This is a genomic window from Mesorhizobium sp. WSM4807 (assembly GCF_055811615.1).
Genome location: NZ_JBVVQY010000004.1, coordinates 98,697 through 121,280 on the forward strand (window position 1 = coordinate 98,697; position 22,584 = coordinate 121,280).

Below are 22,584 nucleotides of genomic sequence, written 5' to 3' on the forward strand. Positions count from 1 at the left end.
CATGCATTGGCCGGAACTAAGCATGGTGCTGTAACGTTTCTCGCGGGCGAGTTTCGATCGCCGTAAAATGAGGGATTACCATGCGATTCAAGACCATCGTCGCCATACTGCAGAACGAACAGGACGCGGAGCGCGTGCTCGAATGCGCCATTCCGCTTGCCGACAGGTTCGAGAGCCATCTCATCGGCATTCACGCCGAAGCGCTTCCCGTCCCCTACACCTCGGCGACCGGCTTTCCCGACACCGAATTCCTGCAGGTTTCGGCCGACATGAACAAGGAGCGTGCCGAAAAATTGCGGGCGGTTTTCCTCAGGCATATCGAGGATTCCGGCCTGTCCTTCGAGTGGCGCAGTCTTGAGAGCTTTTCCGGAGACAGCGCGCTGACCGGCATCCCAACCGTCCGCACTGCGGACCTGATCATCGCCGCGCAACGCGAGTCGGGCGGCGATCCGAGCGCCGATGTCGACACGCTGGTCTACGACGCCGGCCGGCCGGTGCTGGTCGTGCCGCACTCAGGCCCGCTCATCACCAGCTTCAAGCACGTGCTGCTCGCCTGGAACGGCAGCAAGGAAGCCGCGCGCGCCGCCTTCGACGCCCTGCCATTCATCACCGAGGCCGAGAAGACTGATATTCTCGTCATCGACCCGCCGGATACGCTCGACGAGGCCCCGGAGGCGGCCGGCGCCGAAATCGCCGCCGCCCTGTCCAGGCACGGCGCCACCGTCAGCGTCTCGGTGCTGCAATCGGGCGGCCACTCGGTCGACGAGGTGATCCAGACCAGGGTCGCCGAAACCGGCGCCGACCTGCTCGTACTTGGTGCCTACAGCCATTCCTGGCTGCGCCAGCTGCTGTTCGGCGGGGTCACGCGCACAGTGCTGCGCACCTTGCCGGTGGCAGCTTTCCTGTCACGGTAAGTCCACAAACGGGTAAGCCACAGGGGCTAAGTCCACAGGGATCGCCTGCCGCCGCCCTTGCCAAGGCCAAGGCTTTCCAGTTAATTCCGCGCGCATTCCTTCAAGTGTCTGCGCGCGGTTTTTCGCGCGCTGCGGAGTGCGCGAAAAATGTCCCTTCCCGAAAAGGCCTTTCCCGTCTCCTGGGATCAGTTCCACCGCGACGCGCGTGCGCTCGCCTGGCGGCTTGCCGGCGCCAACAAAGGCCAATGGAAAGCGATCGTCTGCATCACGCGCGGCGGCCTGGTTCCGGCCGCCATCATCTCGCGTGAACTCGGCATCCGGGTCATCGAGACGGTCTGCGTCGCCTCCTATCACGACTACGCCAGCCAGGGACAGCTGCAGGTGCTGAAGGAGGTCACGCCGGCACTGCTCGCCGATGACGGCGCCGGCGTGCTGATCATCGATGACCTCACCGACACCGGCAAGACCGCGGGCATCGTGCGCGCCATGATGCCCAAGGCGCATTTCGCCACCGTCTACGCCAAGCCGAAAGGCAGGCCGCTGGTCGACACCTTCGTCACCGAAGTCAGCCAGGACACCTGGATCTATTTTCCGTGGGATATGGGCTTCACCTACCAGAAGCCGATCGCCGACGACCACGCCGGCTGATTCGCGGCAGCTGCTTTTCCTCCCGCAACATGCCGGCGCGCCCTTCCTGCCGGGGATCACTTCTTGAAAGAGTGCCGCGGCGCACGATATCTCCTGAACCGACGTCTCATGTGTGGTTAACCCGTGCGTATGAGGTTTTTTACTTTTATTGCTTATGATTAGCCGTAAGATTCACGAGACGGCAAGTGATTCTGGAGGCTGGGGCAAGCTTCTCCGATGTTGACGAGGCCAGTAACGCACAACCATTTGGCCGAAAGGGTCCAGCGGCTCTTCGGCACAGCGCCGTGCCGCCTGCAGGTTGCAGCATTGCCCTGGCGCGATACCGGGCATGGCGTCGAGATCATGCTGATCACCAGCCGCGATACCGGCCGCTGGGTGCTTCCCAAGGGCTGGCCCGAGGCCAAGGAACTGCTTTGCGAAGCGGCGGCGCGCGAGGCCGGCGAGGAAGCCGGACTGCGCGGCACGGTCTCCCACCACGAAGCCGGCCGCTACTTCTATGCCAAGGCATTGGCTTCCGGCGAGGAAGTGCCTTGCGAAGTCCTGGTATTTCCGCTGCGGGTCGACAAGATCGCCGACCGGTGGAAGGAAAAGCGGTCGCGCACCCGCAAATGGGTCAGCCCCGCCGAGGCCGTACGCATGGTCAACGAGCCGGACCTTGGCCAGATCATCGCCTATTTCTGTGCCGACCCGCACCAGTTCTCCTGAGCAAGACCTAGGCTCAACGGCCAAAGCCGCGCACCTGCCGCGCATCACCGGCGATGTTGTTTGGCGAAGAGAATCGATTTGGCCACTCCCGCTTTGGCATGCGTGGTCGCGGCCGATTGCCCGCGCGTGGGCAAATCGAAATCCCTGGGCCACTTTCTATCCCCGTTATCCACATATGTGACACACAAGATGTTGGGGTCACAAAAGCGGCACAAACGAATCCTTGACGGCGCAAAACGAGTCGCCTTTTATAGGCCATGCGCTCCTGTTGAGAGTGCGACCGGAAAGTTCTGAGCCCGGTCTTTTTCCCGGATTATGTGCGTTTTGGCCGCATTTCCGCCTGGTCACGAGGCCGGCGGAAGCGTTGGGATTGTGGGGTCTTGGGGGGACGAAAGGGAAAAATGTCGGACTGGAATAAATTGTCTGTTAATACTATATTTAGTGTTTGCAGGTAGGTTCGACGCTAGATAGTGTGAAAGTCCCTCGATTGAGGGAATCGAAAAAACTTCAGTTTTGAGGGACCCGCAGGGTTCGCCAGCGCGTTGGACAGGTACTTCGCAAGGAGTTTTGACCAGCAGGGCGGGCGGAGCCTGTGAAAAGGAGCCGGCCGTTTTCCAACGCCGGCAGACGGCGGGCATGCGCGTTTCATAAGGGGGCAGAAATCCCCTGGGAAAGGCGCTATATATAGACAAGCAAGGGATAGACCAATGCGCATCGAGCGTCGTTTCACCAAGCAAGGGCAATCGGCTTATGCGGAGATCGAATTCCGCAAGGCGCTTTCGGAGATCAAAAATCCGGATGGCTCGGTGGTGTTCCGCTTGGACAATATCGATGTGCCGGCGCAGTTCAGCCAGGTTGCCGCCGACATCCTGGCGCAGAAATATTTCCGCAAGGCCGGTGTGCCGGCACGGCTGAAGAAGGTCGAGGAGAATGACGTCCCCTCCTTCTTGTGGCGCTCCGTTGCCGACGAGGCCGAACTAGCAAAGCTGCCCGAGGCCGAGCGCTACGGCTCCGAGATCGACGCCCGCCAGGTCTTCGACCGCCTCGCCGGCACCTGGGCCTACTGGGGCTGGAAGGGCGGCTACTTCAACTCGGAGGAAGACGCGCGCGCCTTCCGCGACGAGCTCGCCTATATGCTGGCCACCCAGCGCGTTGCGCCGAACTCGCCGCAATGGTTCAACACCGGCCTGCACTGGGCCTATGGCATCGACGGCCCGAGCCAGGGCCATTTCTATGTCGACCCGTTCACCGGCAAGCTGACCAAGTCGAAATCTTCCTACGAGCATCCGCAGCCGCATGCCTGCTTCATCCAGGGCGTGCAGGACGATCTCGTCAACGAAGGCGGCATCATGGATTTATGGGTGCGTGAAGCGCGCCTGTTCAAATACGGCTCCGGCACCGGCTCCAACTTCTCGTTCCTGCGCGGCGAAGGCGAAAAACTGTCCGGCGGCGGCCGCTCGTCCGGCCTGATGAGCTTCCTCAAGATCGGTGACCGCGCGGCGGGCGCCATCAAATCGGGCGGCACGACGCGTCGTGCCGCAAAGATGGTCATCGTCGACGCCGACCATCCAGATATCGAGGAATTCATCGACTGGAAGGTCAATGAGGAGCAGAAGGTCGCCTCGCTGGTCACCGGCTCCAAGATCGTCAAGAAGCACCTCGAAGCGATCATGAAGGCCTGCATCAACTGCGAAGGCCAGGACGACGATTGCTTCGACCCGGCGATCAACACCGCGCTGAAGCGCGAGATCAAGGCAGCCAAGAAGGACGGGGTGCCGGAGAACTACATCTACCGCGTCATCCAGTTCGCCAAGCAGGGCTACACCTCGATGTCGTTCAAGACCTACGACACCGACTGGGATTCGGACGCCTACCTCACCGTTTCGGGCCAGAACTCCAACAATTCAGTCTCGCTGAAAGACGATTTCCTGCGCGCCGTCGAAGAGGATGCCGATTGGCACCTCACCGCCCGCAAGGACGGCAAGGTGCTGAAGACGCTGAAAGCCAGGGATCTGTGGGAAAAGATCGGCTATGCCGCCTGGGCGTCGGCCGATCCGGGCCTGCACTTCAACACGACGATGAACGACTGGCACACCTGCGCCGCGGCCGGTGCGATCCGGGCGTCCAACCCGTGCTCGGAATACATGTTCCTCGACGACACCGCCTGCAACCTGGCGTCGATCAATCTGCTGCCCTATCGCAACGCGGACGGCACCATCGATATATCAGCCTACGAGCACACGGTTCGGCTGTGGACCATGGTGCTGGAAATTTCCGTCATGATGGCGCAGTTCCCGTCGAAGGAGATCGCCAAGCTCTCCTACGAATACCGTACACTCGGCCTCGGCTACGCCAATATTGGCGGCCTGCTGATGACATCAGGCATTCCCTATGATTCCGACGAGGGCCGCGCCATCTGCGCAGCACTCACCGCGATCATGACCGGCACGGCCTATGCCACCTCGGCCGAAATGGCCGCCGAGCTCGGCGCCTTCCCCGATTACGACCGCAATGCCCAGAACATGCTGCGTGTCATGCGCAACCATCGCCGTGCCGCCTATGGCGAGAGGGACGGCTACGAAAAACTCGCCGTCAACCCGGTGCCGCTGGTCGCCTCCGACCTGAAGCAGCCGGAGCTTGCCGCCCATGCCAAGGCTGCCTGGGACCGCGCCATCGAGCTCGGCGAAGAGCATGGCTACCGCAATGCGCAGGCGACCGTGATCGCGCCGACCGGCACGATCGGCCTGGTCATGGATTGCGACACCACCGGCATCGAGCCCGACTTCGCGCTGGTCAAGTTCAAGAAGCTGGCCGGCGGCGGCTATTTCAAGATCATCAACCGCGCCGTTCCGGAAGCGCTGCGCACGCTTGGCTATTCGGAAAGCCAGATCGCCGAGATTGAGGCCTACGCGGTCGGCCACGGCAATCTGAACCAGGCGCCTGCCGTCAACCCCGGCTCGCTCAAAGCAAAAGGTTTTACCGACGACAAGATCGCGGCACTTAACGCAGCGTTGAAGTCGGCCTTCGACATCAAGTTCGTCTTCAACCAGTGGACACTGGGTGCGGACTGGGTGAAGGAGACCTTTGGCTTCACCGACGAGCAGCTCAACGATTTCTCGTTCGAGATGCTGCCGGCGCTGGGCTTCTCGAAGAAGGACATCGAGGCCGCCAACATCCATGTCTGCGGTGCGATGACGCTCGAGGGAGCACCATTTTTGAAAGACCAACATCTGCCCGTGTTCGACTGCGCCAGCCCGTGCGGCAAGATCGGTAAGCGTTCGCTGTCGATCAACAGCCACATCCAGATGATGGCGGCGGCCCAGCCCTTCATCTCCGGCGCCATTTCCAAGACCATCAACATGCCAAACGACGCGACGGTGGAAGACGCCAAGAGCGCCTACATGCTGTCGTGGAAGCTGGCGCTGAAGGCCAACGCGCTCTATCGCGACGGATCGAAGCTTTCGCAGCCGCTCAACGCCTCGCTGCTTGCCGATGTCGAAGACGACGAGGACGATGCCGTCGAACAGCTGATCGCGGCGCCGGCTTCACAGCGCGCCGTGCAGGTGACTGAAAAGATCGTCGAACGCGTCGTCGAACGCCTCTATCGCGACCGCGAAAAGCTGCCGAACCGCCGCAAGGGCTATACCCAGAAAGCGGTTGTCGGCGGCCACAAGGTCTATCTGCGCACCGGCGAATTCGATGACGGTCGTCTTGGCGAAATCTTCATCGACATGCACAAGGAAGGTGCCGCCTTCCGGGCGATGATGAACAACTTCGCCATCGCCATCTCGCTCGGCCTGCAGTATGGCGTTCCGCTCGAGGAATATGTCGAAGCCTTCACCTTCACCAAGTTCGAACCTGCCGGCATGGTGCAGGGCAACGACGCCATCAAGAACGCCACGTCGATCCTCGACTATGTGTTCCGCGAACTTGCGGTTTCCTATCTGGAACGCCACGACCTCGCCCATGTCGACCAGTCGGATTTCGACAAGACCGCACTTGGCCGCGGCATCAACGAAGGCAAGGCGACGCCGTTCTCGAAGGGGCTGACGCGCGGCGTCTCGCCGGTCAAACTGGTGTCGGGAATGAGCGCCGACCCTAAGGGGTTTGGGGGTTCCGGTTCGAGTGGGATTCCTGCCCGTTCTGTCCCTACGGCCTTCTCAGGCTCCAACGTGCTGGCGCTGAAGCCAGCCAGCGACGAAGCCATCGCCTACAAGCGTGATTATGAGGAGCGGGCGAAGGAACTGGTCGAGGATATCATCTACGAGGAGGCCGAAGAGGCTTCGGGCCTGTTCACCGATGCCGCCGCGCAGGAGGCGGCCGAGGCGAAAGCGCTTGCCGCGACAAGGCGTCAGCAGTCCTTGATGCAGGGCTACACAGGCAACGAATGCTCGGAATGCCACAACTTCACCATGGTGAGGAACGGGACATGTGAGAAGTGCGACACCTGCGGCTCGACGAGCGGGTGCAGCTGAGGACCGATGCCACCTCGGCTTACGGTCCGCGAAGTCATTCGCCTGCTGGAAACCGACGGCTGGTATCTGGTTGCAACTAAAGGCAGTCATCGCCAATCAATATAAGCATGAAATCAAAGCCGGCCGCGTCACGGTGGCCGGCAAGCCGTCTGAAGAGATTGCACCGGGAACACTGAATAGCATCCTCAAGCAGTCCGGTTTAAAGGAGTGATGACATGCGTTACGCGGTGGTGATCGAAAAAGCCGGAAACAATTTTTCCGCGTACGTGCCAGACCTACCCGGCTGCATCGCGACCGGTGCGACGGTGCCTGAAGTGGAAAACGAAATTCGCGACGCAATACGCTTTCATATCGAAGGCTTGCGTGCCGACGGGCTGGATGTGCCCAAAGGGGTCAGCCTGGCGGAATAAATATGTAGAGGTGCCCTAACACCATCCGCGACCGACGTGCTGGCGGCTCAGGTTTCGCGGAAACCCGCCGCGCATGTCGTCAACGAAAACAGCCGCAGCGAAGATTCTGCGGCTGTTGTCGGACTGTCCGTCAGGGAAGAGTCGAGCGGCCGAAACGACCCCACCCCGATCCGCTTCGCGGATCGACCCTCCCCTCAAGGGGGAGGGAAACACCCTCAGTTCACGGCGCTGATGTTGCCCAAGCGGAGGAACAGCGTTTCGCCGGAAGAGTCATCGACGCCGTCATTGTCGGTGGCGACGAAGATATCGCCGTTCTTGTCGATGGTGAAACCTTCGACCTTGTCGATGACATAGCCGTTGCTGGCTGATTTCAGGTCGCCGACGATGTCGCGCACCAGCGTCTTTTCGACCAATGGCAATTCGCCACCGAGCTTGGCCGGTTTGAAGGCATTGAGCGCCACCGAATAGATGCGCTTCACCTTGGCCAGGTCGCCGATCTGGTTGTCGCGTTCGAGGATGTAGAGCTTGCCGTCATGCGCGGTGATCTCCGACAGCCCCATCCAGCCAGCTTCGGTCGCTTCGAGCGGGTAACGCACCGCCGACCATTCCTTGGCCTTCGGCTTGTAGGCCAAAAGCTTGACCTGGCCCTTGGGATCGTCGGCCCATTCGCGTTGTACGGCCATCACCAGCGTCAGGTCGTCGCCTTCGCCGATGGTGGTGATGCCTTCGAGACCGAAGCGGGTCTGGTGAGCGAGCAATTCCGTCGGGAAGCCGATTTCCTGCTCGATCTCGCCCTTGTCGCTGACGCGCAGGATGGCGTGCGGGACGAGCTTTGCCGGATCGCCTTCATTGGCCAGCCAGAAGCCGCCTTCACCGTCGGCGACGATGCCTTCGATGTCGAGCTTCTGTGCAGGATGGCCGCCACGCGTGACGATGGTCTTGCCGGTGATCAGCGCCGGCGTCTGCGTGGCATCGATCTCGAAGATCGAGGGCGCGTTGGCGTAGAATGAGTCCGAGGCTGCGAAGAGCCTGCCGGCAGTGTCGCCTGCCGCGAGCGCCGAAACCGCACCCCAGCCGAGCGGCGTGCCGTCTGCCGTGAGCTTTGCCGCGATCATCGGGTAAGTGGCGGGACCGTCGGAGCGCTCGTAGACCATGACGTGCGAGCGGGCGAGCCCGTCCTCAACCAGGTCGGCCTCGTTGGCGGTGACCAGGAGATTGCGCGACGGAATCGCGACCAGGCCTTCCGGGCCGATGCCGGACGGCAGGATCTGGACAAACTGAGGCTCCGCACCCGTGTCCTTGTAGACGCCGACAGCGGAGCCACGCTCCGAAGCGACGAACATCAGCCTGTCCTCGCCGAACGTGCCGGTCTCGAGACCTTCCGGCTCGACGCCCTTCTTGTTGCGGTCGTCGGGATAATGGCCGGCATTGGCGACCTGGTACTCGAAGGACGGACCGGATTCGTAGAGAACCTCGCCCTTCTTGCTGAAGATCGTGAAGCCGCGCGAGCCGCCCTTGTAGTCGCCTTCGTTGGCGACGACGAGACGATCATTGTCGAGCCATTTCACGGCGTCGGGTTCGCGCGCGACGTTTTCCATTTTGCCATCGAAGGACAAGGCGCCGTTCTTCTTGGTGTCGATCTTGTCCAGCGCGACTGAGCCTGCGGTGAAGTGCGTGACGATCGCACCGGTTTCGGCGTTGACGATGGCGATGTGGTTGTTTTCCTGCAGCGTGACCGCGATCTCGATGGCCTCGTTGAAAGCGACGAATTCCGGCTCCGGATCTTCCGCTGCGACCTCGGCAATGCCCGCCAGGTTGACGGTCTTCTTCGTCGCGCAATCAGGCTGGCCTTCGGCAAGCGTGAAGATCTTGAGGTCGCCCGCCGGCATCTGCGGAATTTCTCCGTCGTTCAGATCCTCGTCGCGCTCGTTCTCGATGGCGATGGCCAGGAACTTGCCGTCCTTGCTGAACGCCAGCGAGTCCGGCTGGCCGCCGAGGTCGCAGGTGCCTTCGATCGCCTTTGAGGCAAGATCGATGACGGTGAGGTTGCCCGAAGGCTTGGCTTTGCTCTCCGACGTGTTGACGCCGGCCAGCACCTTGCCGCCGATGACGACAACCGAGGTCGGCTCGCCGTCGATCTTGACGATGCCGCCGGCCTTGGGCGCCTTGGGATCGGCGATGTCGATGAAGCCGACTGCACCGAGCGGGCTGTCGGAATAGACCAGCGTCATGCCGTCTTCGCTTGCCGCGATGATCTCGGACGAAGTCGGCGTGGTCTTCTCGACGTCCGCAGGGAGGTTTCCGGCGACCGCGAAGCTCGCGACTCGGTTGAACATCATGTCGGCATGGGCCGGCAGCGAAACGGAAGCAGCAAGCGCTGCCGTCAAGACGAAAAGCGCGGAATGGCGGGGCACGGGTGGCGTCTCCTGTTCGAATGGAAGCCACCTGATTTGCGGGAACCACATTTCAAAGCGATGACGGATCGATGACACTTCCGCGACAGGCGGTCAGGGTCCGTCGATATTCACCTCATGTTGGCCTGCAAATGGCGGCTTTCTGCGGCCGCGTTCAGCACCCCCGGGTGCGAGCAGCAAGAAGTTCCAGCCCCGGACCGGATCCCCTACTCCGCCTCGGCCACCATCTGCCGTCCGCCAACCCAGTTCCGCCAGGCTCTCTCGTCGCCGTGGAACACGTTGAGGTCGATGCGGCCCCTCACCCCGTGCGACAGGCCGGAGCCGGAATATCGAAACTAAAGCCGACCGGCCGGCAAGCCGTCGGAAGAGGTTGTGCCGGGAATACAGAATCCGCAAGCAGTCCGGTTTTAAGGAGTGATGGCATGCGTTATGCGGTGGTGATTGAAAGACATCTTCCGCCTACGTGCCGGACCTATCTGGCTGCACCGCGACCGGCGGAGCGGAATCTGCAAAAGTGCGACACGTTGTGGCGATCAGCAGATGCTCGTGAGGCCGAATCCAACTCATCGGCTTGGTCGGAAGATCGGGCCAAAAGTTCTTACAGCTGTCAAAAAAGCAATTCTTGAATCTCAGACTCAACTCCATGGTTGAGACGGATCACTCCGTTAATGAGCCATTGTGGATAGGCTTTGTGCGTTCCCATCGCGAGCACAAACCCCTTTTCCGGGTAGTCGACGCCGAACCTTTCGGCCATCTTTCGTAGCGTTTCTGCTTCGCCATAGAGCCGTCGCCACTTGAGGAACGTAGCCTCAATCTCCCAGTCCTGACAGGTTCCTTCACGCGGCCCGTCTGCAGTTTCGTATCTATACTTGAACAGAAATGGAGCTGGTTCGTATGGGACAAGGCCTTTGCCCAAAAACCCAAACAGGCTGTTAGCCTCTTGGTCGTGCCACATACGAAACCGTGCTTTCTCAGCTTCGAACGTAGCGCGGTCCTTTCTTGCAACCACAAACTCTGCCTTTTGGGGTCGAACCAGGGCCAAACTTCTGCCTTGTTCCAGCTCGGCATTGAGGCTGGAAACGACGTGACGAGCGAGAAATTGGGTTCGTGATTTCTCTGACAGGCTGCCGGTGATCACCAATGACTTATGTTCTAGTCTTCGGCTCTCGCTTCGATGATCACCTTTGGGAAGACGCCAGCTATATTCAATGGTGTCCCATCTGCCGAATTTCTGCGCATCTTCAAGAGACCGGAAAGCTACGGGATAGAGTCGATCCAATTACCGTCAAAATCGAGCCCTGCGCAGCAAACCAGCTCACCATGGGTCTCTCCAACGCGAGGTGCAGCCTTTACCAAAACCACTGCAGAGTCGCGTTGGGGCAGAGATGTCAATCACGCAGCCTTGAGACAAAACCCTTTCGGAACTCCGAGATGTTTAACTGAGCTCTTTCGGATATTCAATATCTGCTCACAAATAATAGAGCGATGACAATCCCTGTGATTTCTTTCAAAGCACATCAAACAGATGGTCTTTGTTTCGGCCTGAAGCGCTAATTCACAAATTAATTTTTCTGCAGACTCATTTGCGATATGACTCCTGAAAATTCGTTCAAATCGTTGACGGTCGCCGCTTCGCGCAGCGAGCCGGCCTTCTTTGGGATCACCAAGAGCCTTTGTGTGGCGATAGCCGATGCCAGAACTTTCAAGATGGTCCTTAAATGAGTTTTTGGAGAAACCAGGTTTTCGCGAATCACCAATCTCGGATCCTTCGTAACCTATCGTCAGTAGTGCCATTTGAACGTCTCTTTGCCTGCTATACAATTGGTAGACGGTTGAGCTTGTCCGAAGCGCAATGCACGATCAACCCTTAAGATCGCTGGCCACGCGCATTTGGCCGCGGGATCTAGCTCTTATTCCGCCTCGGCCAGCATCTGCCGCCCGCCGACCCAGTTCCGCCAGGCTCTCTCGTCGCCGTGGAACACGTTGAGGTCGATGCGGCCCCTCACCCCGTGCGACAGGCCGGAGCCGGAATACTGCCAGAACACCCATTTGCGGCCGGGATAGACCTTTGCCGGGTGCTGTGCCACCGCGCGCAGCCAGAATGGATAGTCCAGAAATGCGCCACGCAGATTGTCGCGGTAGAAATCAGGTGCGGTGTAGATGATGGGCCGCTGGCCGTAGTGGCGCTCGAGCTTGTCCATGAAGACCTGCATCTTCTCCAGCACCTTTTGCCGCGACGGCCGCCGCTTGCAGCTGGATTCGCCGTTCCACTCGACATCGATCACCGGCGGCAAGGCGCCCTCGACCCTCGGCACGTTGCGGATGAACCAGTCGGCCTGCTCGCCGGCGGTGCGGCACCAGTAGAAGAAATGGTAGGCGCCGCGCTTGAGGCCGGCGGCGTGGGCATTGCGCCAGTTCTTCCTGAACATCGGGTCGAGATGATCGCCGCCGTCGGTCGCCTTGATGTAGGCAAAGTTCGCGCCCTGCGCGCGCAGCTTGCCCCAGTTCACGTTGCCCTGCCAGCGCGAGACATCGACGCCGTGAACGGCGAGGTGTCTGGGCGAGGCCCTGCCGAAATTGATCGGCTTGGCGTCACGAAAACGATAGCGCTGGACCGGCTCGGCAAGCATCGGTGCGGCCCGTGCCAGCCGCTTCGGCGCCACCAGGGCAATCGGCTCGACGGGTGGTTCGATGCTTTCGGCAGGCTCCGGACTGGCCATCGCCACAGTCTGCTCCGTCGCCTCCTCCAGCGCGAAGTCGGGTTCGGCATCGGCAGCGCCGACCGACGCCACCGGCGCGGGCGGACGCACAACCGAGCTGGTCGTCTCGCTGGACGGCACTTGCAGCGCGTCGACGCCGGACGTGGATGTGCAGCCGGCAAGGCAAAGTGACGCGATCGAGAAGATGACGACGCCTGATAACCGCATCTGGACCTGTACGCAGAACACAACAGACCGAGGGCAAGACAACGCCGCCGGACAAACCAGTCCGGATTACTAACGAGAAATTACCAACAAAGTTTGAATCAAATTGTTAGGGCAGAGGGGCTGGGCAAACAGAATACATGGCGGGCTCGCTAATCACCGTAGCGGTGAGAGCCTGGAAACGCCGCAGGAGGGCGCGAAGGATCGCCGACGCCTGCAGGCCCGCTGCCTAGCCGCACAACCATAGCTTGTGGCAGCTCTCGGCTACCATATGAGCGGGCGGGATGGAGCGGTCGGTGCCGAGGCGATCGGAGTTGGGGCGATCGGTGACGGGATTGACCGACGCATCATCATCCCGACGAACCTTTTCTTCAAGCAGCGAGCGAAGCTCGGCCGGCTGCACGCGGTCACGCTCCATCACCAGCTTGACCATCGGATCGCTCAAAAGCTCATCCAGGGTGTTGATTCTGTCGTTCATCCGTCGCCTCCTTCGACTGCCTACCCGCAAGCAATAGATAGGCGGCAATGATGGCTCGCCAATGACGTTTTGCCGACTATCTCGTGTCCTGGACGAAAAAATCTGGGCACGCGCTGTGCTTGAGTTCGCCTGTACTTCGGTTCGCCTGTGCTTCAGTTCGCCTGTGCTTCAATTCGGGGGTGGCGCGCCTTCATATTGCGGCAGTCCGTCGTCGAGCTGTACCCAGGGCTGCTTCGAGGCGGTCCACATATGCATCTGTGGCTTGAACACGGAAGGATCGTCAAGCGAGCCGGAGGTGACGCCGATGATGCCGGCGGAGTCACGCCGGGAAAACAACGTCGTGCCGCAGTCCGGGCAAAAGCCGCGCTTGAGATCGGGCGAGGAATTCACCAGCGCCACCGGTCCTTCTGTCGTCACGTCGTCGATGCGGAACAGCACGCGGGCGTTGAAGGCCGCGCCCAGCGCCTTCTGGCAGAGCCGGCAATGGCAGACGCGCTCGTTGATCGGCGCTGCATCGGTGCGGTAGCGCACCGCCCCACACAGGCAGCCACCCTGATATTTCGCCATTACCTGCGCCCTCTTTCTGAAGATTGGGGCAAGGTAGCTGCCGGCATAGCAGCGTCAATTGAAAAGCCTTGATGGCGTTATCTGTTGGCGTGATGCGACCGAGGTTCAATCGCCCAACGACACATGCCGGAACCGCAAGGAACATAAGCTGGCTTCATGGGGCTAAGCATCGCCGGCCATCTCACCCGAGACCGCCGGCAGGTATCAGGTTGGTTATTCCGTTTCGCTGACGATCTCGTCCCAGGTCTTGACCTTGGTCTCCCCATTGAGGAAGGGCAGCGCCGCGGCCACCAGTTCCGGCGCGAAAAACACGTCATAGTGGGTGCGGTTCGGCAGGATGGCCAGGCGGTTCTGCGACAGGTTCTCGCGCATCCAGCCGGCGTCCTTCAACCCGCCGCCGAGCATCTGGTAGAACTTGATCTCGTGCTCGGGCCGGTACATGTCGCTGTCGCCGAACACCAGCATGACAGGCATCTTCAGCTTCGCAAGTCGGCGGAGTAGTCGTAGTCCTTGCGCATATGGGCGCCGAGCTGGTCGAGCAGTTTTGGAAAATCCTGCGGGCGCGGCGCGACCGCCATGTAGGATTTGTACATCGGCGTGTCCTTCATCATGTCGGCCATCGCCGCGCCGACCTGCGCCTGCTGGGTTCGCATGTCGGCATAGAAGCCGTCCGAGGCATAGCCGGTCGAGACCAGCACCAGCCGGCGCACTGTCTCGGGATGCTGGACGGCCATACGGAAGGCGACGCCGCCGCCCAGCGAATAACCCATGACGTCGACTTTGTCGTAGCCGAGCGCCTTGACGATCGCCGCCATGTCGTCGCCCATCGCCTCAAGGCTCAACGGCCGGTCGCCGAGCGCGGTGCGGCCGTGACCGTGCAGGTCGACGCCGATGACGGTGCGGTTCTCGGCAAACTTCGGCAGGATCGGCGCGAACATGTCGGTGGTGCCGAGCCCACCATGCAGCAGAAGCAGCGGCTCGCCCTTGCCATAGACGGCGTAATAGTAATTCAGGCCGTTGATCGGCAGCAGGCCGGATTTCGCCGGCTTCGGCATTGCTTTTGTTTCGGAGGCCATGGCGGGCTTTGCCTCGGCTTTGGCGGAGCCAGGCGCGGCGAAGAGCGCCGCAACCGAGGCGAAAATGGCGAAAAACATCGATCTGGACATGTCGGTCTCCTTGCGTCCCGCCGATATCAAAGCCGCTTGGCGACTTCTTCGAGCTGATCGGCGCACTGGCCCCAGCCCTGGTGAAAGCCCATCTTCTCATGCTCTTCGCGGTCAGTGACGGACCAATGCGCAACCCGGGCGATGTAGCGGGTCTTGCCCTCGCCCTCATCCTCGAAGGTCAGCACAACCGTCATGAACGGTTTTTCGGACGGCTCCCAGGCCCTTGTATAGGCGTCGGTGAGAACGATCTTCCTGCCAGGCACGACTTCGAGGAAGACGCCGGGGTTCGGGAATTCGTTGCCGTCGGGTCCGGCCATGACGACCAAGCTGGAGCCGCCGGTGCGCACGTCCATTTCGGCGCGCGGCGTCGTCCACGGCTTTGGCGCGAACCATTGCGTTACGAGTTTCGGCTCGGTCCAGCAGCGATAGACGTTCTCGCGCGGCGCATCGATGATGCGGGCAAGAACCAGTTCACGGTCCGAGCTGGGGGCGATATCGAGCTTGGTGGTCATGATGGTCTCCTCACTGTTGATTGGCTTCGTGCCAAGGACGAGCCACGAGAGCGCGGGCCGACACCTCCAACGAAAAAATCCGGCAGGCCGATTTAGGCGGGCGCAGCGTGAACCTAGTGACGCTTGGCTTGCACCAGATAGGCGTCGATCTCGGTCTCGCCGAGCCACTTCGCCGCTTCCAGCCGGTGCAGGCCTTCGACCAGGATATGGCGCTTGCCGTCGTGGCGCACCTGGATCGGCGTCTTCATGCCGTTTTCCAGAATGTCCTCGGCCAGATGCCGAACGGTCTCGGGATGCAGCGTCTTCCTGCGCGCGGTCGGCACGTAGATGTCGTCCACCCTGACCTTTTGCACTCTCAGCATGTCGGCTCCCGTGGCGGAAAAGGCCGCCTTTTGTGAGATAGTCGGTTTGACAGGCAAGGCCAAGGCCGGCTGTCAGCTATCGCTGGCCCGATCGTTTCCGATTGACGCTTGCCGAGCAGATGGCCGAAATGGCGATCTTCGATCATGCCGGTAGCCATGACTGATTTGCCGACCAAATTCCCCGATTTCGGACTGACACCACACCAGCGCCGGCAAGCGGTGCGCGGCCACTACTGGGAATGGCTGGGCATGGACGGCGAACACGGCGAGATCTGGTGCTACAGCGACCGTTTCTCATACCGTCGGGGCGAGACGGTGGCGCTGCATGTCAGCTCTACAGCCTCCAGCTTCAGCGTGGCGATCGTCCGCGACGGCGGCGCCGAGACGCAGCTGTTCGAGAAGGCCGGGATCGCGGCGCGCTGGCAGGATACACCCGACCAATGTTCGGTCGTAGGCTGCGGCTGGGACGCTTCGTTTGAATTCCGCGTCGGCGACGACTGGCCGTCCGGAGCCTACCGCGTCACGCTGACGGCGGACGGCCGCGACGGCAAGCCGATCCGCTGCCACCATCTTTTCATCGTTACCCCGCAGCCCGGCAAGAAACGGGGTCGTGTGCTGCAGGTTGCCGCCACCGGCACCTGGCTTGCCTACAACACCTGGGGCGGCCCCAATCATTACGAAGGCATCACCGGCCCGAACCGCGACCAGTATGCCCCAATGGTGTCGACGCAGCGGCCATGGTGCCGCGGCTTTGTCGTTCTGCCGAAGGAGGCGCCGCGCGTGCCGCTCGAGGTCGCCGTGCCGCCGAAGACCGCGCCGCGCTATCCGCATATGGAATGGGCTTTCGCCACCGGCTATTCGAAGAAATACGCCTCGTCCGGCTGGGCAAGCTATGACAGCCACTTTTTTCGTTTTGCCGAGCGTGCCGGCTATGGGGTCGATCTCGCCAGTCAGCACGAATTGCATTTCTCGCCCGAAATTCTCGACGGCTATGACTGCGTCGTCTTCGTCGGCCATGACGAATATTGGACCGGGGAGATGCGCGACGCTGTCGACGCCTATGTCGAACGCGGCGGCCATGCGGCGCGCTTCGCCGGCAATTTCATGTGGCAGACCAGGCTGGAGGACGCGGGCCGCCGCCAGGTCTGCTACAAATACCGCGCCCGCGCCGAGGATCCGGCCTATCGGGGCGGCGACGTGAGCCGCGCCACGAATTCCTGGGAAGCGCCTGAAATCGGCCGGCCGGGTGCCATGACCTTCGGGCTCAATGCGACCAGAGGCCTCTACGCCGGCTGGGGCGGTTGCGCGCCGCGCGGCGTGCGCGGTTTTCCCGTCTATCGGCCGGAGCATTGGGCGTTTGCCGGCACAGGCATCTACTACGGCGACCTGCTCGGCGCCGACAGCCATGTCTATGGCTATGAGGTCGACGGGCTCGATCACGAAATCCGTGGCGGCCTGCCCTACCCGACGCCCGACAGCGGCGCGCCGGATGGCCTGGAAATTCTCGCGGTCGGCATCGCTGCCCAAGCCGAGGAGAGCGCCGACATCGCGTTCGAAGACCAGTTTCTCGGCGACGAGGACGGACGCTTCACCGCCGAAACGCTGTTCGGCGAGGCGAGCGAAGCCAATCTCGAAAAGGTCAAGCGCGGCAACGGCATGATCGTCAATTTCCCGCGCGGCAAGGGCGAGGTGTTCCACGCCGGAAGCTGCGAATGGGTCGCCGGCCTGCTAAGGCAGGACGCGATGGTCGAGCGCGTCACCAAGAATGTACTCGACCGCTATCTCGGAAAGTCCTGACATGCTGAAGTCCCAGACCCCTGCCCCGGACACCGAGACGCGCCCGCCGTCGCATCTGTTCTATTTGTCCAGCTTGCGCAGGCCGCTGGTCGATCGCGCCGAAGGTATCTACATCTGGACGCAGGATGGCCGTCGCTTCATCGACGGATCGAGCGGACCGATGGTCGCCAATATCGGTCATTCCAACCGCAACGTGCTCGATGCGATGAAGCGGCAGATGGATCGCGCCACCTTCGCCTACCGGCTGCATTTCGAGAACGAGCCGGCCGAGGACCTGGCACGGGAATTAGCCGGAAAACTGCCCGAAGGCTTGGACCGGATCTTCTTTGTCTCGGGCGGCTCGGAAGCGACGGAATCCTGCATCAAGCTCGCCAGGCAGTGGGCAGTGGCGACAGGCCAGCCCAGGCGCTGGAAGGTGATCACGCGCTTTCCCTCCTATCATGGCGGCACGCTTGGTTCGCTGTCCGTCACCGGCGACGACGCCTTGGCCGAAACCTTCACACCGATGATGCAGGTCATGCCGACGGTGCCGGCGCCGGCCGCCTGGCGCGACCGCGACAATCTCTCGATGGAACAGCGCGGCGTCCGCTACGCCGACATGCTGGAGGAGAAGATCCTCGCCGAGGGGCCGGAAAGCGTCCTCGCCTTCATCATGGAGCCGGTCGGCGGCGCTGCCACAGCGGCGCTGGTGGCGCCGGACAGCTACTATCCGCGCATCCGCGAAATCTGCGATCGCTACGGCATCCTGCTCATCCATGACGAAGTGATGAGCGGTGCGGGCCGCACCGGAAAGTTCCTCGGTGGCGACCATTGGAACTGCAAGCCCGACATCGTCGCGCTGTCGAAGGGGCTGGGCTCGGGCTATGCGCCGCTCGGCGCGCTGGCCGCACCGATGCGGCTGGTGCAGCCGCTGCTCGCGTCCGGCGGCTTCCAGCATGGCCATACCTACGCCGGCAATCCGCTCGCCTGCGCCGCAGGGCTCGCCGTGCTCGGCGAGATGGACCGTCTCGGCCTGATCGCCAATGCGGCTGACATGGGCGACCTTTTGATGACCAAGTTGAAGGGATTGGCCAAGCGGTTTCCGTTTATCGCCGACGTACGTGGCAAGGGCCTGCTCCTGGGTGCCGAGATGGTCGCCGACCCCGATACGCTGAGGCCGATCGCACCGACGAAGGAAGCCACCCAGCGCCTGCTCGACCTCGCCTATGAACGCGGCCTGATCATCTATGGGCGAAAGGTCAAGGGTGGTGTCGACGGCGACAATTTCATGGTGGCGCCGCCGATGATCGTCACCAAGGAACAGGTCGGCGAGATCGTCGCCATCATCGGCGACTCGCTGCAGATGCTGGCCGGCGAGCTCGACCTGCCGGTCGAAGGCTGAAAATGGCGCCACGAAAAGTCATCATCACCTGCGCCGTCACCGGGTCGGTGCACACGCCGTCAATGTCGCCGCACCTACCGGTGACGCCGGACCAGATCGCCGCAGAGGCTATTGCCGCCGCCGAAGCCGGCGCCTCGATCCTGCATCTTCACGCCCGTGATCCGAAGGACGGGCGGCCGACCGCCGATCCTGATGTGTTCATGCAGTTCCTGCCGCGCATCAAGCAGGCGACCGACGCGGTGATCAACATCACCACCGGCGGCTCGTCGCTGATGACGCTCGACCAGCGGCTGGCCGCACCGCTAAGGGCCGAGCCCGAAATGTGCTCGCTCAACATGGGTTCGATGAATTTCGCGCTGTTCCCGATGCTCGACCGACCAAGGGAGTGGCAGCATGAGTGGGAGCCCAAGCTGCTGGAAGCGACACGCGACACGATCTTCAAGAACACCTTTGCCGACATGGAGACTGTGCTCGAAAGACTTGGAAAGGGCTGCGGCACACGCTTCGAATTCGAATGCTACGATGTCGGCCACCTCTATTCGCTGGCGCATTTTCGCGACCGGGGGCTGGTGTCGGAACCTCTGTTCATTCAGTTCGTGTTCGGCATACTGGGCGGTATCGGCGCCGATCCCGACAATTTGGTCCATATGAAGCGTATTGCCGACAAACTGTTCGGCGACAGCTACCAGTTTTCGGTGCTGGCCGCCGGGCGCCACCAGATGCCAATGATCTCGATTGCGGCGGCGATGGGCGGCAATGTCCGCGTCGGGCTGGAGGACAGCCTTTACGACGGCCGCCAGCTGGCAAAGTCCAATGCCGATCAGGTGCGCCGTATCCGCGGCGTGCTCGCCGGGCTGTCGCTGGACGTCGCCACGCCCACCGAGGCGCGGCAGATGCTGGCGCTCAAGGGCGGCGATAGGGTGTCATTCTGAGATGGTTTTGGCCTGAGATGCTTGCAAGTTGACCAATCCAGTACGCAATGATGTTCTCATCCGGCCCGGCACCGTCGAGGACGCCGAAACGATCCATGCCGCGATCCTGCGGCTTGGCACGCATATCGGCGCACATCAGGAGATCACCTCAACAGCCGACGATCTTCGCACCTATGGCTTTGGTGAAAGACCTGCCTTCTCGACGCTGATTGCGGAAGTCGGCGGCGAGTTCGCCGGCCTCTGCCTGCATTTCCCGATCTTCTCGACTTGGATGGGGCGGCCCGGTGTGTATGTGCAGGACCTCTATGTCGAAGACCGGTTTCGCGGCCGAAAGATCGGCGAACGCCTGCTGCGGCGTGTCGCGCGAGAGTGTCGGAAGGACGGCGGCGTCTACCTCAGACTGTCCGTCGATACCGACAATGAAACCGCCAAGGCCTTCTACGAAAGGCTGGGCATTGCCTGGTCGAGCTACGAGCAGGTGCAGAAGATCGTCGGCGACGCTTTCTTTGCCTTCGCCGATGCGCCCGATGATGAGGAGCCAAGATGAAAGCCTTTTATGCCGAAGAACAGAAGCGCCACGATCCCAAGGCGTTCCTCTCCAGCGGCGCCCAGAAACCCAATCCGGAAAAACCGGAACGCGTCGAACGGCTGCTCGCCGGCGCAAAAGCCGCCGGCTGCACGATCGAACGGCCGAGAGATCACGGGCTTGGTCCGGTTGCCGCGGTGCATACGCCCGAATATCTCGATTTTCTCGAGCACATCTTTGCGCGCTGGCAGCGCATCGAAGGCGCTTCGGCCGAAGTGATCCCCAACATCCATCCGATCGCGCGGGACGGCTCCTATCCGGCCTCGGCGGTCGGCCAGGCCGGCTACCACATGGCCGACACCGCTTGCCCAATCTCCGGCGAGACGTGGCGGAGCGCGCTGTGGAGCGCCTGGAGCGCGATCGAGGCCGCTGAGGGCGTGATGTCGGGCGCACCGGCTGCCTATGCGCTCTGCCGTCCTCCCGGCCATCACGCCTTTGCTGATGTCGCCGGCGGCTTCTGCTTCATCAACAATTCGGCGGTCGCGGCACAGACGCTTCGCAAGCAAGCTGCGCGGGTGGCGATCCTCGACGTCGACCTGCATCACGGCAACGGCACGCAAGGCATTTTCTATGCGAGGGCGGACGTGCTCACCGTCTCGCTGCATGCCGATCCCGTGCGCTTCTATCCGTTCTTCTGGGGTCATGCAGACGAACGCGGCGAAGGGCCTGGTCTCGGCTACAATTTCAACCTGCCGCTGGCGCGCAAATCCGGCGATGCCGCGTTCCTAGAAGCACTCGACGTGGCGTTCCAGCGCATCCGCGCCTTTGCGCCGGAAGCGCTAGTCGTGGCGCTCGGCCTCGACGCCTTCGAGGGCGATCCGTTCGGCGGACTATCGCTGACGACGCAGGGCTTCTCGCGCATCGGCGAGGCTATCGCCGGTCGCGGCCTGCCGACGGTAATCGTCCAGGAAGGCGGCTATCTCTGCGACGAACTCGGCGACAACCTTACTGCGTTCCTCACCGGGTTCGACGGCGGAAAACGCTGATTGCGGATCAGGCTCGCTCTTGTCTCAGCATGGCGATCACGCGATGCACGCTCTCCAGCGTCTCGTCGATTTCGGCCGCCGTGTTATAGTGGGCGATGCCGATGCGCACGACGCCATGCTCGGCTGGAATGCCGAGTTGGTGGACGATCTCCCAGGCGTAGTTGTGGCCGGACCACAGGAAGATGTTTTCCGCATTCATATGCCGCACAATCGTCTCCGGTACGATGCCGTCGACCGTGAAAGAAACCGTCGGCACGCGCTCCCCGACACGCGCCGGATCGGTGATGCCGTGGATAGTCAGGCCTGAAATAGCCGAAAGCCCGTTGATCAACCTTTGCGCCAACGGGTTTTCGTAAGCTATTGATGTTTCGAACGCCTTGGCGATCCTGGCGCGGCGCGAACTGCCATCGCCTGCCGCCGCGCCCAGCTCCGCAAAATAATCGACCGCTGCCGTCAGTCCGGCCATCAACTCGATCTGCGGCGTGCCGAGTTCGAACCGCTCCGGCAGAGCATTGGACGAACAGCGGCATTTATACGGTTTCAGGGCGTCGATGACGTCAAGCCTGCCCCATAGGATGCCCATGTGCGGGCCGAAGAATTTATAGGCCGAGCAGATCAGGAAATCGCAGCCGAGATCCCTGACGTCGATCAGGCCGTGCGGCGCGAACTGCACGGCGTCGACATAGATCAGCGCGCCGGCCTGCTTGGCAATGCGCGTCAGCGCCTTCACTCGGTTGATCGAGCCGGTCAGATTGCTGGCGTAGTTCAAAGCGACGAGCCGGGTCCTGTCGGTGAGCAGCGCGGCAAGCGCCGCCTCCTCGATCTGCCAGCTCTGCTCGTCGAAAGGCAGCCAGCGCACGACAAGGCCAAGGTCTTCGGCCAGCTGCAGCCACGGCGATATGTTGCCTTCGTGGTCCATGCGGGTGAGGATGATTTCGTCGCCCGGTTTCATCGTGCGGCCGAGCGTGCGCGACATGTGATAGGTCAGCGTCGTCATGTTGGCGCCGATGATGATTTCCTGCGGGCTTGCAGCACCCAGGAAATCGGCCATCGCCGCATGGGCGTCGTCGACGATCTGTTGCGCCGCGATCGTGGTTTCGAAGAAGCCGCCGAGATTGGCGTTTGTGGTCAGCAGGCAGCGTGACACCGCGTCGGCAACCGCCAGCGGCACCTGCGTGCCGGCAGGGCTGTCGAGATAGATGCGGCGACGGCCCCTGTCGGTCAGCGAAAGTGCCGGAAATTTCTCGCGCACGACCTCAATCGGAAAATTCACTTTTTCTCCCTCCCTACTGTAATCGTTTGGCAATCACACATTACAGCGCCGGAA

21 protein-coding genes and 2 pseudogenes are annotated in these 22,584 nt (G+C 61.7%); 12 read left to right on the forward strand and 11 right to left on the reverse strand.

Going from position 1 to position 22,584, the window contains the following annotated elements; all coding sequences use genetic code 11:
• The first annotated feature begins 80 nt into the window (after positions 1-80).
• The 7 genes from AC0L3N_RS06560 to AC0L3N_RS06590 all read left to right on the forward strand — a co-directional run bounded on the left by AC0L3N_RS06560 (position 81) and on the right by AC0L3N_RS06590 (position 7,152).
• Positions 81-914 (forward strand): universal stress protein, encoded by an 834-nt coding sequence (locus tag AC0L3N_RS06560; RefSeq protein ID WP_473546484.1) that lies wholly within the window; start codon positions 81-83, stop codon positions 912-914.
• A 147-nt stretch (positions 915-1,061) separates the two neighbouring features.
• On the forward strand, positions 1,062-1,562 hold the full coding sequence (gene gpt, locus AC0L3N_RS06565; RefSeq protein ID WP_023798205.1) for a xanthine phosphoribosyltransferase: 501 nt from the start codon (positions 1,062-1,064) through the stop codon (positions 1,560-1,562).
• A gap of 216 nt (positions 1,563-1,778) precedes the next feature.
• Positions 1,779-2,267 carry an NUDIX hydrolase gene (locus tag AC0L3N_RS06570; RefSeq protein ID WP_473546486.1) on the forward strand — a complete coding sequence of 163 codons (489 nt, stop codon included), beginning with the start codon at positions 1,779-1,781 and terminating at the stop codon, positions 2,265-2,267.
• Positions 2,268-2,974: 707 nt separating this feature from the next.
• Positions 2,975-6,742 (forward strand): vitamin B12-dependent ribonucleotide reductase, encoded by a 3,768-nt coding sequence (locus AC0L3N_RS06575; protein ID WP_473546488.1) that lies wholly within the window; start codon positions 2,975-2,977, stop codon positions 6,740-6,742.
• 6 nt (positions 6,743-6,748) lie between these two features.
• Entirely contained in the window at positions 6,749-6,847 is a 99-nt protein-coding gene (locus AC0L3N_RS06580; RefSeq protein WP_425294130.1) for a type II toxin-antitoxin system HicA family toxin, read from the forward strand.
• Between the two features lie 28 nt (positions 6,848-6,875).
• Entirely contained in the window at positions 6,876-6,953 is a 78-nt protein-coding gene (locus AC0L3N_RS06585; protein ID WP_425294133.1) for a type II toxin-antitoxin system HicA family toxin, read from the forward strand.
• A gap of 4 nt (positions 6,954-6,957) precedes the next feature.
• Positions 6,958-7,152, forward strand: coding sequence for a type II toxin-antitoxin system HicB family antitoxin (locus AC0L3N_RS06590; RefSeq protein WP_123149955.1), 195 nt, complete (start codon positions 6,958-6,960; stop codon positions 7,150-7,152).
• Positions 7,153-7,367: 215 nt separating this feature from the next.
• Here the strand turns inward: AC0L3N_RS06590 and AC0L3N_RS06595 are convergent, their stop codons facing one another.
• From AC0L3N_RS06595 to AC0L3N_RS06640, 10 genes and pseudogenes are all read right to left on the reverse strand, one after another.
• Complete coding sequence (locus tag AC0L3N_RS06595; RefSeq protein ID WP_473546491.1) at positions 7,368-9,566, reverse strand: esterase-like activity of phytase family protein; 2,199 nt, start codon at positions 9,564-9,566, stop codon at positions 7,368-7,370.
• Positions 9,567-9,772: 206 nt separating this feature from the next.
• A pseudogene (locus AC0L3N_RS06600) lies at positions 9,773-9,901 on the reverse strand (glycoside hydrolase family 25 protein); the annotation flags it as partial.
• 272 nt (positions 9,902-10,173) lie between these two features.
• Positions 10,174-10,845: a hypothetical protein gene (locus tag AC0L3N_RS06605; protein ID WP_473546493.1), complete on the reverse strand. Its 672-nt coding sequence runs from the start codon at positions 10,843-10,845 to the stop codon at positions 10,174-10,176.
• 113 nt (positions 10,846-10,958) lie between these two features.
• Positions 10,959-11,360, reverse strand: a complete 402-nt coding sequence (locus AC0L3N_RS06610) for a DUF488 domain-containing protein (protein ID WP_473546495.1) — start codon at positions 11,358-11,360, stop codon at positions 10,959-10,961.
• Positions 11,361-11,476: 116 nt separating this feature from the next.
• Positions 11,477-12,493, reverse strand: coding sequence for a glycoside hydrolase family 25 protein (locus tag AC0L3N_RS06615; protein WP_473546497.1), 1,017 nt, complete (start codon positions 12,491-12,493; stop codon positions 11,477-11,479).
• Positions 12,494-12,719: 226 nt separating this feature from the next.
• Entirely contained in the window at positions 12,720-12,968 is a 249-nt protein-coding gene (locus AC0L3N_RS06620) for a hypothetical protein (protein WP_473546499.1), read from the reverse strand.
• Between the two features lie 168 nt (positions 12,969-13,136).
• Positions 13,137-13,535 carry a GFA family protein gene (locus tag AC0L3N_RS06625; protein ID WP_473546501.1) on the reverse strand — a complete coding sequence of 133 codons (399 nt, stop codon included), beginning with the start codon at positions 13,533-13,535 and terminating at the stop codon, positions 13,137-13,139.
• Positions 13,536-13,748: 213 nt separating this feature from the next.
• Positions 13,749-14,701 (reverse strand): annotated as a pseudogene (locus AC0L3N_RS06630) (alpha/beta fold hydrolase).
• 26 nt (positions 14,702-14,727) lie between these two features.
• The gene (locus tag AC0L3N_RS06635; protein WP_473546503.1) at positions 14,728-15,213 is read right to left on the reverse strand and encodes an SRPBCC family protein; all 486 of its coding nucleotides are present in this window, start codon (positions 15,211-15,213) and stop codon (positions 14,728-14,730) included.
• Between the two features lie 113 nt (positions 15,214-15,326).
• Positions 15,327-15,575, reverse strand: a complete 249-nt coding sequence (locus AC0L3N_RS06640) for a ParB N-terminal domain-containing protein (RefSeq protein ID WP_077371468.1) — start codon at positions 15,573-15,575, stop codon at positions 15,327-15,329.
• A 156-nt stretch (positions 15,576-15,731) separates the two neighbouring features.
• On the opposite strand from AC0L3N_RS06640, the gene AC0L3N_RS06645 reads away from it, so the two are divergent.
• Genes AC0L3N_RS06645 through AC0L3N_RS06665 form a run of 5 tightly spaced genes read left to right on the forward strand, consistent with a single transcriptional unit; the run spans position 15,732 to position 21,257 of the window.
• Positions 15,732-17,372: a N,N-dimethylformamidase beta subunit family domain-containing protein gene (locus AC0L3N_RS06645; RefSeq protein WP_473546505.1), complete on the forward strand. Its 1,641-nt coding sequence runs from the start codon at positions 15,732-15,734 to the stop codon at positions 17,370-17,372.
• A gap of 1 nt (position 17,373) precedes the next feature.
• Positions 17,374-18,753 (forward strand): aminotransferase family protein, encoded by a 1,380-nt coding sequence (locus AC0L3N_RS06650; protein ID WP_473546507.1) that lies wholly within the window; start codon positions 17,374-17,376, stop codon positions 18,751-18,753.
• A gap of 2 nt (positions 18,754-18,755) precedes the next feature.
• Positions 18,756-19,685 (forward strand): 3,5-dioxohexanoate:acetyl-CoA acetone transferase, encoded by a 930-nt coding sequence (kce, locus tag AC0L3N_RS06655; RefSeq protein WP_473546509.1) that lies wholly within the window; start codon positions 18,756-18,758, stop codon positions 19,683-19,685.
• A gap of 28 nt (positions 19,686-19,713) precedes the next feature.
• The gene (locus AC0L3N_RS06660) at positions 19,714-20,232 is read left to right on the forward strand and encodes a GNAT family N-acetyltransferase (protein WP_473546511.1); all 519 of its coding nucleotides are present in this window, start codon (positions 19,714-19,716) and stop codon (positions 20,230-20,232) included.
• Complete coding sequence (locus AC0L3N_RS06665; RefSeq protein ID WP_473546513.1) at positions 20,229-21,257, forward strand: histone deacetylase family protein; 1,029 nt, start codon at positions 20,229-20,231, stop codon at positions 21,255-21,257. The genes AC0L3N_RS06660 and AC0L3N_RS06665 overlap by 4 nt, the downstream gene beginning before the upstream one ends.
• A gap of 7 nt (positions 21,258-21,264) precedes the next feature.
• Here the strand turns inward: AC0L3N_RS06665 and AC0L3N_RS06670 are convergent, their stop codons facing one another.
• Positions 21,265-22,530 carry a cysteine desulfurase-like protein gene (locus AC0L3N_RS06670; protein ID WP_473546515.1) on the reverse strand — a complete coding sequence of 422 codons (1,266 nt, stop codon included), beginning with the start codon at positions 22,528-22,530 and terminating at the stop codon, positions 21,265-21,267.
• Positions 22,531-22,584: the final 54 nt, after the last annotated feature.

What these genes read in the sequence shown, in the direction of transcription:
- AC0L3N_RS06580 (WP_425294130.1), top strand. Translation starts at nt 6,749, where the DNA reads ATGCCACCTCGGCTTACGGTCCGCGAAGTCATTCGCCTGCTGGAAACC.
- kce (WP_473546509.1), top strand. Translation starts at nt 18,756, where the DNA reads ATGGCGCCACGAAAAGTCATCATCACCTGCGCCGTCACCGGGTCGGTG.
- AC0L3N_RS06575 (WP_473546488.1), top strand. Translation starts at nt 2,975, where the DNA reads ATGCGCATCGAGCGTCGTTTCACCAAGCAAGGGCAATCGGCTTATGCG.
- AC0L3N_RS06570 (WP_473546486.1), top strand. Translation starts at nt 1,779, where the DNA reads ATGTTGACGAGGCCAGTAACGCACAACCATTTGGCCGAAAGGGTCCAG.
- AC0L3N_RS06645 (WP_473546505.1), top strand. Translation starts at nt 15,732, where the DNA reads ATGACTGATTTGCCGACCAAATTCCCCGATTTCGGACTGACACCACAC.
- gpt (WP_023798205.1), top strand. Translation starts at nt 1,062, where the DNA reads ATGTCCCTTCCCGAAAAGGCCTTTCCCGTCTCCTGGGATCAGTTCCAC.
- AC0L3N_RS06590 (WP_123149955.1), top strand. Translation starts at nt 6,958, where the DNA reads ATGCGTTACGCGGTGGTGATCGAAAAAGCCGGAAACAATTTTTCCGCG.
- AC0L3N_RS06560 (WP_473546484.1), top strand. Translation starts at nt 81, where the DNA reads ATGCGATTCAAGACCATCGTCGCCATACTGCAGAACGAACAGGACGCG.
- AC0L3N_RS06640 (WP_077371468.1), bottom strand. Translation starts at nt 15,575, where the DNA reads ATGCTGAGAGTGCAAAAGGTCAGGGTGGACGACATCTACGTGCCGACC.
- AC0L3N_RS06625 (WP_473546501.1), bottom strand. Translation starts at nt 13,535, where the DNA reads ATGGCGAAATATCAGGGTGGCTGCCTGTGTGGGGCGGTGCGCTACCGC.
- AC0L3N_RS06615 (WP_473546497.1), bottom strand. Translation starts at nt 12,493, where the DNA reads ATGCGGTTATCAGGCGTCGTCATCTTCTCGATCGCGTCACTTTGCCTT.
- AC0L3N_RS06620 (WP_473546499.1), bottom strand. Translation starts at nt 12,968, where the DNA reads ATGAACGACAGAATCAACACCCTGGATGAGCTTTTGAGCGATCCGATG.
- AC0L3N_RS06650 (WP_473546507.1), top strand. Translation starts at nt 17,374, where the DNA reads ATGCTGAAGTCCCAGACCCCTGCCCCGGACACCGAGACGCGCCCGCCG.
- AC0L3N_RS06665 (WP_473546513.1), top strand. Translation starts at nt 20,229, where the DNA reads ATGAAAGCCTTTTATGCCGAAGAACAGAAGCGCCACGATCCCAAGGCG.
- AC0L3N_RS06610 (WP_473546495.1), bottom strand. Translation starts at nt 11,360, where the DNA reads ATGGCACTACTGACGATAGGTTACGAAGGATCCGAGATTGGTGATTCG.
- AC0L3N_RS06635 (WP_473546503.1), bottom strand. Translation starts at nt 15,213, where the DNA reads ATGACCACCAAGCTCGATATCGCCCCCAGCTCGGACCGTGAACTGGTT.